Source organism: Olsenella sp. An293 (genome assembly GCF_002159495.1).
GTDB lineage: Bacteria > Actinomycetota > Coriobacteriia > Coriobacteriales > Atopobiaceae > Thermophilibacter.
The window spans coordinates 1-7,070 of the sequence record NZ_NFIT01000028.1; the positions used below are offsets into that span (position 1 = coordinate 1).

Sequence of the window (7,070 nt, forward strand, 5' to 3'; positions counted from 1 at the left end):
AAGAGGTCGGCAGCCTTCCTTCTCAGGGCAACATCGTATTTGACCCTCATGTCCTGCGCCATGAAAAACCTCCCATTTCTCGTTGTCCAAGAAATGGGAGGCAGTTCAGATGCCCGGGGCGCGATGATGCGAAGGGACTGTCCCTTTGTCACCTACTCGGCGAGGGCCTTCTTGGCGACCTCGGCGATGTCGGCGAAGGTGGCCTCGTCGCTGTAGGCGATCTCGGCAAGGACCTTGCGGTCGAGTTCGACGCCAGCGAGCTTGAGGCCGTGCATGAACTGGCTGTAGGAGAGGCCGTTCATGCGGGCGGCGGCGTTGATGCGCTGGATCCACAGGGCGCGGAAGTCGCGCTTCTTGTTGCGACGATCGCGGTAGGCGTACTGGCCGGAGTGCTGGGCCTGCTCCTTCATGCCGCGGAAGGTGCGGGAACGGACTCCGTAGTAACCCTTGGTGCGCTCGACGAGCGTCTGACGCTTCTTACGGCCGGCGACGGCGCGCTTGACTCGTGCCATATCTAATCAACTCCTCGTTGGTGGTGCATATCGGGGCGCGTCTGCGCCTAGTTGGAACCCATGCGCTGGGAGACGGTCTTGACGTCGGCAGGAGAGATGACGGTCTCCTGGCGGAAGCCGCGGATGCGCTTGGGCGACTTCTTGGTGAGGATGTGGCTCTTGAACGCCTTGGCACGCATGATCTTGCCGGTGCCGGTGCGGCGGAAGCGCTTCGCCGTACCCTTGTGCGTCTTCATCTTGGGCATGCTAGTTCTCCTTCTCCGTAGTGACGTTCTCGTCCTCGGCCTTGGGCTTCTCGTCAAAGGCGCCCTTGATCGGGACGATGGTCATGTGCATGTTGCGGCCCTCCATGAGGGGCTTCTGCTCGACGTTTGCGACGTCCTTCAGGTCCTCCGCGAGGCGATCGAGCACCATGCGACCCTGCTCCGGGTGGGCCATCTCGCGGCCGCGGAACATGATCGTGATCTTGACGCGGGCGCCCTTCTTGAGGAAGCGGATGACGTGACCCTTCTTGGTCTCGTAGTCGCCCACGTCGATCTTGGGACGGAACTTCATCTCCTTGACCTCGACCTTGGCCTGGTTCTTGCGAGCGGCCTTGGCCTTGCGGTCCTGCTCGTACTTGAACTTGCGGTAGTCGAGCATCTTGCAGACGGGAGGCTCCGCGTTCGGCGCGATCTCAACGAGGTCGAGGCCCTGGTCGTGGGCGATCCTCAGCGCGTCGCGCACGCCAAAAAGACCCATCTGGGAGCCGTCGATGCCGATCAGGCGGCAGGTGCGGGACGTAATCTCCTCGTTGATGCGAGGACCATCGTTCCTGGCTATGTCGAGCTCCTTCCTCTCTCATCCGCGGCTTGCGCCGCAAAAAAACTCCCGGCACCACGAGAGGCGTCCGGGAGACATCGCTCGCCGCAAAGGGCGAGAAGAACATACGTTGTCTGACCAGACAGCAACCGTGAGGCGCCGTGTAGGTGGGGACCCATGTTGTTCGATCCCACTTCGCAAAAGCACACCTGACGAGAATAGCACGCAGGTCGCGTCACGGCAACGGGTTTTTCTCGTCAGAGTATCTCCACATGTTGCGGGCGTGACAATGAGGGCGGGCTGAATTGTCACGCCCGCCGCCAAGTCCTAGAGCTTGAGGGAGGCAGACTGCACGTAGGTGCGCGCCTGGTACTCGCGGTCGAGATCGTAGAGGCCCTTGGGGTCGCAGCCAAAGAGCTTCATGTTGGTAATCATGTCGCGGGCGTTGGTCTCCTCCTCGCCCTGCTCCTCCACGAACCAGTCGAGGAACTTCATCGTGCGCACGTCGTGCGCCTCGTGGGCGACCTCGTAGCAGTGGTGGATGAGGCTCGTGACGTACTCCTCGTGCTCGAGGCCGGCCTCGAGCGGAGCGAGGTCGCTCGCGAAGGTCTTGTCCGGCTTGGCGATGGCCTCCATCGTGGGGCGGAAGTCGTTGTCGAGCAGGTAGCGGCGGATGGCCAGCGCGTGGTCCATCTCCTCCTTGGCCTGGATCTCGTACCAGTTGGCAAAGCCCTTGAGGCCGCGGTCGTCATAGTAGTCCGCGAAGGTGAGGTAGAGGTAGCTGGAGTAGAGCTCCTTGTTGATCTGCTCGTTGAGGACGGCGGTGACTTCGCTGGTGAGCGCCATGGGACCCTTCTTTCTGACGGCTTCGGCCTGACACGTTCACTATATACCCCTGTGGCGAGAACAACGCGCAGTCTGATATAGTTCTTCTCACCTGACGCACGGCGTCCAGGCCCGAGTGGCGGAATTGGCAGACGCGACGGTCTCAAAAACCGTTGAGGCAACTCGTGCGGGTTCGAGCCCCGCCTCGGGCACCAACGCTTCCCCAGAAATCCACCTTGTAGAGACGCCCTAGCGCAAAAACGGGTTTCTCGCCAGCTCTACGGCCATCGAGGTCTCGGGCCCGTGGCCGCACAAAAGCATGGTCTCGGGAGCGATCTCTGCCGCCATGCGCCGAAGCGAGGACAGGATGGCGCGCTCGTCGCCGCCGGAGAGGTCGGTGCGGCCGTGGCTTCCCGGGAAGAGCGTATCGCCGACGAAGGCCACGCCCTCGGCGCTGCCCCCGCCCACGAGCACGATGCCGCCGGGCGTGTGGCCGGGCGTCTCCATCACGGTGAAGGTGGCGGTGCCCACCTCGATGACGTCGCCCTCGGCGAGCAGGCGACCGGCCTCCGGCGCGTTCTCGTCGTAGCTGCGGCCGACCTCGCTCATCTCGCCCGCGTGGCGAGCGAGCTCGGAGTCGGCGGCGTGGATGGCGAAGGGGGCGCCCGTCGCGCGGCAGAGCGCCGCGGCGCCGCCGACGTGGTCGCCGTGGCCGTGCGTGGCCGCGACGCAGGTCACGCGGACGTCACCGAGGTGCCCGGCCACCGCGGCGCCCGATCCGCCCGGGTCCACGACGAGGCACTCCCCCGCGCTCACCCAGGCGTAGCAGTTGGTCTGCAGCGGCGTCACCACGAAGTGGCGCAGCTCGTCTCTCTTGTCGCTCATCTCACGCTCCTCACGTAAACAGGGCCGCGTCCCCGCGTCGCGTCAGCGGACGCGCTGCTTCATCTGGTTGGCGCCCTCGCCGGGCATGATGCGGCGCGCGTCGTAGACCGAGGGCACGCGGCTCACGGCGGAGAGCAGGACGTCGAGCAGGCTCGCGTCGGAGATCGCCACGAGGAAGCGCAGGCGAGCGACGCCCTGGGCGCTCGTCTGCGTGGCGGCCGAGAGGATGTTGGCGCCGGCGTCGCCGATGGCCACGGTGATGTCCTTGAGCAGGCCCATGCGGTCGGTAGCCTCGACGACGATCTCCACGCGAAACTCCGTGGCGCCCGAGGTGTCCCAGGCGACCTCGATCATGCGGTCGGGGTTGCGCATCAGGTCGGTCACGTTGGGGCAGTTGGCGCGGTGCACCGAGACGCCCCTGCCGCGGGTGATAAACCCCACGATCTCGTCGCCGGCGACGGGGTTGCAGCAGTGCGCGAGGTGGACGAGAAGGTCGGGGTCGCCCTTGACCACCACGCCGCAGTTGCTGCGCTTGCGCTTGCCGCGCGCGGCCTGGGTGAGCGCGTAGGACTTCATGACCGGCGTGCCCGACGCCATGGCGCGCTCGTGCTCGGCGCGGCGCTCCGCCTCGGCGGCGGCCGCCGCGAGCTGCTCGGGCGAGCCCTCCTCGAGGATCTCCTCGATGCGGTTGGCGGCCTGCTTGAGCGAGACCTTGCCGGTGTGGACGCCCGCGAACAGGTCGTCCGGCGAGCGCAGCTCGAAGGACTCGCACACGCGCGCGATGGCCTTGACGGTGCGCTTGGTCGAGATGCCGTAGCCGCGCTTGCGCAGCTCGTGGGCGAGCTCGGTGCGGCCCGCCTCGGCGTCGTCGTTGCGGTTCTGGGTCGAGAAGTACTTGCGGATCTTGGCGCGCGTGGAGGGCATGACGACCATGCTCATCCAGTCGCGGCTGGGCTTGGCGTTCTTGTTGGTGAGGATCTCGACGCGGTCGCCCATGGAGAGCGTGTAGGACAGCGGCACCACAGAGCCGTTGACCTTGGCGCCCACGCAGTGGTTGCCCACCTCGGTGTGGACGGCGTAGGCGAAGTCGAGCGGCGTGGAGTCGCGCCGCAGGCTCATGACCTCGCCCTTGGGCGTGAAGACGAAGATCTCGTGCTCGAAGAGGTCCACGCGCAGGTTGTCGAGGAACTCGTGCGGGTCGTCGATGTCGTCCTCGGTGGCCCAGTCGAGCGTCTTGCGGATCCAGTTGATCGTGGAGTCGATCGCGCGGTCCTCGGCGCTCATGCGCCCGCGGGAGTTGCCCTCCTTCTTGTAGAGCCAGTGCGCGGCGATGCCGTACTCGGAGGCCTCGTGCATCTCCGCGGTGCGGATCTGGATCTCGATGGGCTTGCCATCGGGGCCCACGACCGTCGTGTGCAGGGACTGGTAGAGGTTGGCCTTGGGCGTGGCGATGTAGTCCTTGAAGCGGCCGGGCATCGGGTTCCAGAGGGAGTGGACGGCGCCGAGCGCCGAGTAGCAGTCCCCCACCGTCTGGGTGATCACGCGCAGGGCGATGAGGTCGTAGATGTCGGAGAACTCGCGCCCCTTGCGCGTCATCTTCTGGTAGATGCTCCAGAGGTGCTTGGGGCGGCCGGTGATCTGGTAGTTCTTGAGGCCCGCCGCCTTGAGCTCGTCGTCGAGCGTCTTGATGGCCGTCTCGGTGTCGTCCTCGCGCTGGGCGCGGGAGTCCTGCACCATGCGGGCGACCCGCTGGTACTCCTCGGGCTCGAGCCAGAAGAAGGCGAGGTCCTCGAGCTCCCACTTGACCGAGGAGATGCCGAGGCGGTCGGCCAGCGGCGCGTAGACGTCCATGGTCTCGCGCGCCTTGAACTGGCGTCGGTCGGGCGGCAGCGCCGCGAGCGTGCGCATGTTGTGCAGGCGGTCGGCGAGCTTGATGATGACCACGCGGATGTCGCGGCTCATGGCGAGGAACATCTTGCGCAGGTTCCACGCCTGCTTGGCGTCCATGGAGGAGACCTGGATGGAGGTGAGCTTGGTCACGCCGTCGACCAGGTCGGCGACGGTCTCACCAAAGAGGTCGCGCAGCTCGTCGAGGGTCGCCGGCGTGTCCTCCACCGTGTCGTGCAGCAGGGCGGCGCAGATCGTGTCCTCGTCCATGCGCAGGTCGTGCGCGAGGATCAGGGCGACCTCGACGGGATGGTTGATGTAGGGCTCGCCGGAGCGCCGGCGCTGGTCGCGGTGGTAGTCCGCGGCAAAGCGGTACGCGCGCTCGACCTTCTCGCAGCCCTCCTCGTCGAGGTACGTCTCGCAGGCCGCCTGGAGCAGGCGGTAGTTGGCGGCGTCCGGGACGCCCTTCTTGGGCCTCGCGGTCGCGGCGGGCGCCGTCGCGGGCGCGGCCGCGGGCGTCTTCTCCGGGGCGGCCGCGGGCGTCTCCTCGCGCCTGGTCTTGTCGTCGCTCATCGCATCTCACTTCCCCTCGGAGACGATGATACCGAAGTTCGGCGCGATGGGGCGGTTGATGCGGGCGAGAAGCTCGTCGACCGGCGCCTCGAGCGCCCAGCGGCTGAAGTCCTCGAAGGCCCGCTGGAGCCTGAGGCCCTCGAGGTAGCACGCGGACTGCGTGAGCTCCATGCGCTCCGGCGCGCTCGCCATCGAGACGCGCCTCGACGCCCCCCAGCCCGTCACCGCGCAGAACCCGAGCTCCGAGAAGACCGAGAGCCCGGAGGCGACCTCGCGCTCGTCGAGCGCCGATCCCGGCTCGCGGGAGCGCGCGGCTCGGGCGATGCCCTCGTCGTCGAGCGTGACGGCGCCGCCCGCCCGGCACAGGGACACCAGGGTGCGGTAGAGGGTCACGAGCTGGTCGCGGCCGGGGGCGGCCGCGCCGAGGATGGCCTCGCCGGAGGGCACGTCCGCGGGGCCGAAGAGCAGGTGCACGGTCGCCGGGGCCCCGTCGCGGCCCGCGCGGCCGCTCATCTGGTTGAACTCGACCTGTCCGAGGGGCAGGCCCAGGAGCACGACGTGGCGGATGCCGGGAAGGTTCACGCCCTCCCCGAAGGCACTCGTGGAGACGATGCAGCTGAGCTCGCCCTCTCGAAACGCCCGCTCGACGCGCAGGCGCGTCTCGCGCGAGAGCCCGGCGTGGTAGTAGGAGACGCGCGCGGCGAGCGCGGGGAGGGCGTGGCGCAGCATGCGGACCGTGGACACCGCGCGGGCGCGCGAGGGCACGTAGACCACGCACTTCTCGCCCCCGGAGACGAGCGAGGCGAGAAGCGCGTCAACGTCGCCCGCGCCGCGCTCGTCGTCGAGGGCGAGGTTGTCGCGGACCGCCTCGTCGACGATGACGTCCGACTCGTCTATGGAGAGCAGCTCGCAGATGCCGCGGGCCGCCTCGGGAGAGGCGGTCGCGGTCACGGCGAGGACCACGGGATGCCCGAGGTCGGTCAGGACCGCGGGTAGCTCGAGGTAGGCGTCCCGGTCGCCGGGGGCCGCCATGCCGGCGTGATGCGCCTCGTCGACGACGACGAAGCCCACGCGACGTGACGCCGCGAAGCTGGAGCGGTGGATGGAGAGGAACTCCGGCGTGGTGAGCACGACATCGACCGACCCGCCGGCGAGCCCCTCGAAGACGCGCCTTCGCTCCGACTGCGCCGTCTCGCCGGTCAGGACCTCGACGGTGACCCCGACCCCCGAGAGCGCCTCGCGCAGATGGAAGGCCTGGTCGGCGACAAGGGCGCGCAGCGGGTAGACGAAAACGCTCGCGCGACCGGAGGCGATGGCCTCGCGCGCGGCGTGGAGGTGAAAGATCAGTGACTTTCCGCGCCCCGTGGCCATGACGGCGAGGCAGGAGCGCCCGGCGGCGAGCCGCTCGAGCGCGGCGCTCTGGGCGGGCAGCAGGCCCGCGTCGCCGATCATCTGACGCCTGAGCGCGTCGAGCAGAGCCCCGTCGTCGAGCCCGGCGAGCTCGGCGCGGCGCCTCGCGGCCGGGGAGCCGGCGTCGACGGGAGGGTCGGCCGCGGGGGCGTCCCCGCCGCCTCCCCCGTCGAGCCC

The 7,070-nt window shown here is 68.1% G+C and carries 7 protein-coding genes and 1 tRNA gene; 1 reads left to right on the forward strand and 7 read right to left on the reverse strand.

Annotation, left to right across the window (positions count from 1 at the left end):
* Positions 1 to 152: 152 nt before the first annotated feature.
* From rplT to B5F85_RS10385, 4 genes are all read right to left on the reverse strand, one after another.
* Positions 153 to 512 carry a 50S ribosomal protein L20 gene (gene rplT, locus B5F85_RS10370; protein ID WP_087317016.1) on the reverse strand — a complete coding sequence of 120 codons (360 nt, stop codon included), beginning with the start codon at positions 510 to 512 and terminating at the stop codon, positions 153 to 155.
* Positions 513 to 559: 47 nt separating this feature from the next.
* A complete protein-coding gene (gene rpmI / locus B5F85_RS10375; RefSeq protein ID WP_087317019.1) occupies positions 560 to 757 on the reverse strand; it encodes a 50S ribosomal protein L35 in 198 nt (65 codons plus the stop codon).
* 1 nt (position 758) lies between these two features.
* Positions 759 to 1,334 (reverse strand): translation initiation factor IF-3, encoded by a 576-nt coding sequence (gene infC / locus B5F85_RS10380; protein WP_087317021.1) that lies wholly within the window; start codon positions 1,332 to 1,334, stop codon positions 759 to 761.
* Between the two features lie 306 nt (positions 1,335 to 1,640).
* Positions 1,641 to 2,159, reverse strand: coding sequence for a ferritin (locus B5F85_RS10385; RefSeq protein ID WP_087317023.1), 519 nt, complete (start codon positions 2,157 to 2,159; stop codon positions 1,641 to 1,643).
* A gap of 109 nt (positions 2,160 to 2,268) precedes the next feature.
* Between B5F85_RS10385 and B5F85_RS10390 the strand changes: the two genes are divergently transcribed.
* Positions 2,269 to 2,353 (forward strand) — tRNA-Leu (locus B5F85_RS10390).
* A 34-nt stretch (positions 2,354 to 2,387) separates the two neighbouring features.
* On the opposite strand, the gene B5F85_RS10395 is transcribed toward B5F85_RS10390, so the two are convergent.
* The 3 genes from B5F85_RS10395 to B5F85_RS10405 all read right to left on the reverse strand — a co-directional run.
* Positions 2,388 to 3,023, reverse strand: coding sequence for an MBL fold metallo-hydrolase (locus B5F85_RS10395; RefSeq protein WP_087317025.1), 636 nt, complete (start codon positions 3,021 to 3,023; stop codon positions 2,388 to 2,390).
* Positions 3,024 to 3,065: 42 nt separating this feature from the next.
* Entirely contained in the window at positions 3,066 to 5,483 is a 2,418-nt protein-coding gene (locus B5F85_RS10400) for a bifunctional (p)ppGpp synthetase/guanosine-3',5'-bis(diphosphate) 3'-pyrophosphohydrolase (protein WP_087317027.1), read from the reverse strand.
* 6 nt (positions 5,484 to 5,489) lie between these two features.
* Positions 5,490 to 7,070, reverse strand: a 1,581-nt coding sequence (locus B5F85_RS10405; protein ID WP_143786178.1) for a helicase-related protein, incomplete at its 5' end; no start/stop codon positions are given.

Bases quoted from the DNA above. Each gene is read 5' to 3' on its own strand.
- rpmI (WP_087317019.1), bottom strand. From the start codon at position 757: ATGCCCAAGATGAAGACGCACAAGGGTACGGCGAAGCGCTTCCGCCGC.
- rplT (WP_087317016.1), bottom strand. From the start codon at position 512: ATGGCACGAGTCAAGCGCGCCGTCGCCGGCCGTAAGAAGCGTCAGACG.
- B5F85_RS10400 (WP_087317027.1), bottom strand. From the start codon at position 5,483: ATGAGCGACGACAAGACCAGGCGCGAGGAGACGCCCGCGGCCGCCCCG.
- B5F85_RS10395 (WP_087317025.1), bottom strand. From the start codon at position 3,023: ATGAGCGACAAGAGAGACGAGCTGCGCCACTTCGTGGTGACGCCGCTG.
- B5F85_RS10385 (WP_087317023.1), bottom strand. From the start codon at position 2,159: ATGGCGCTCACCAGCGAAGTCACCGCCGTCCTCAACGAGCAGATCAAC.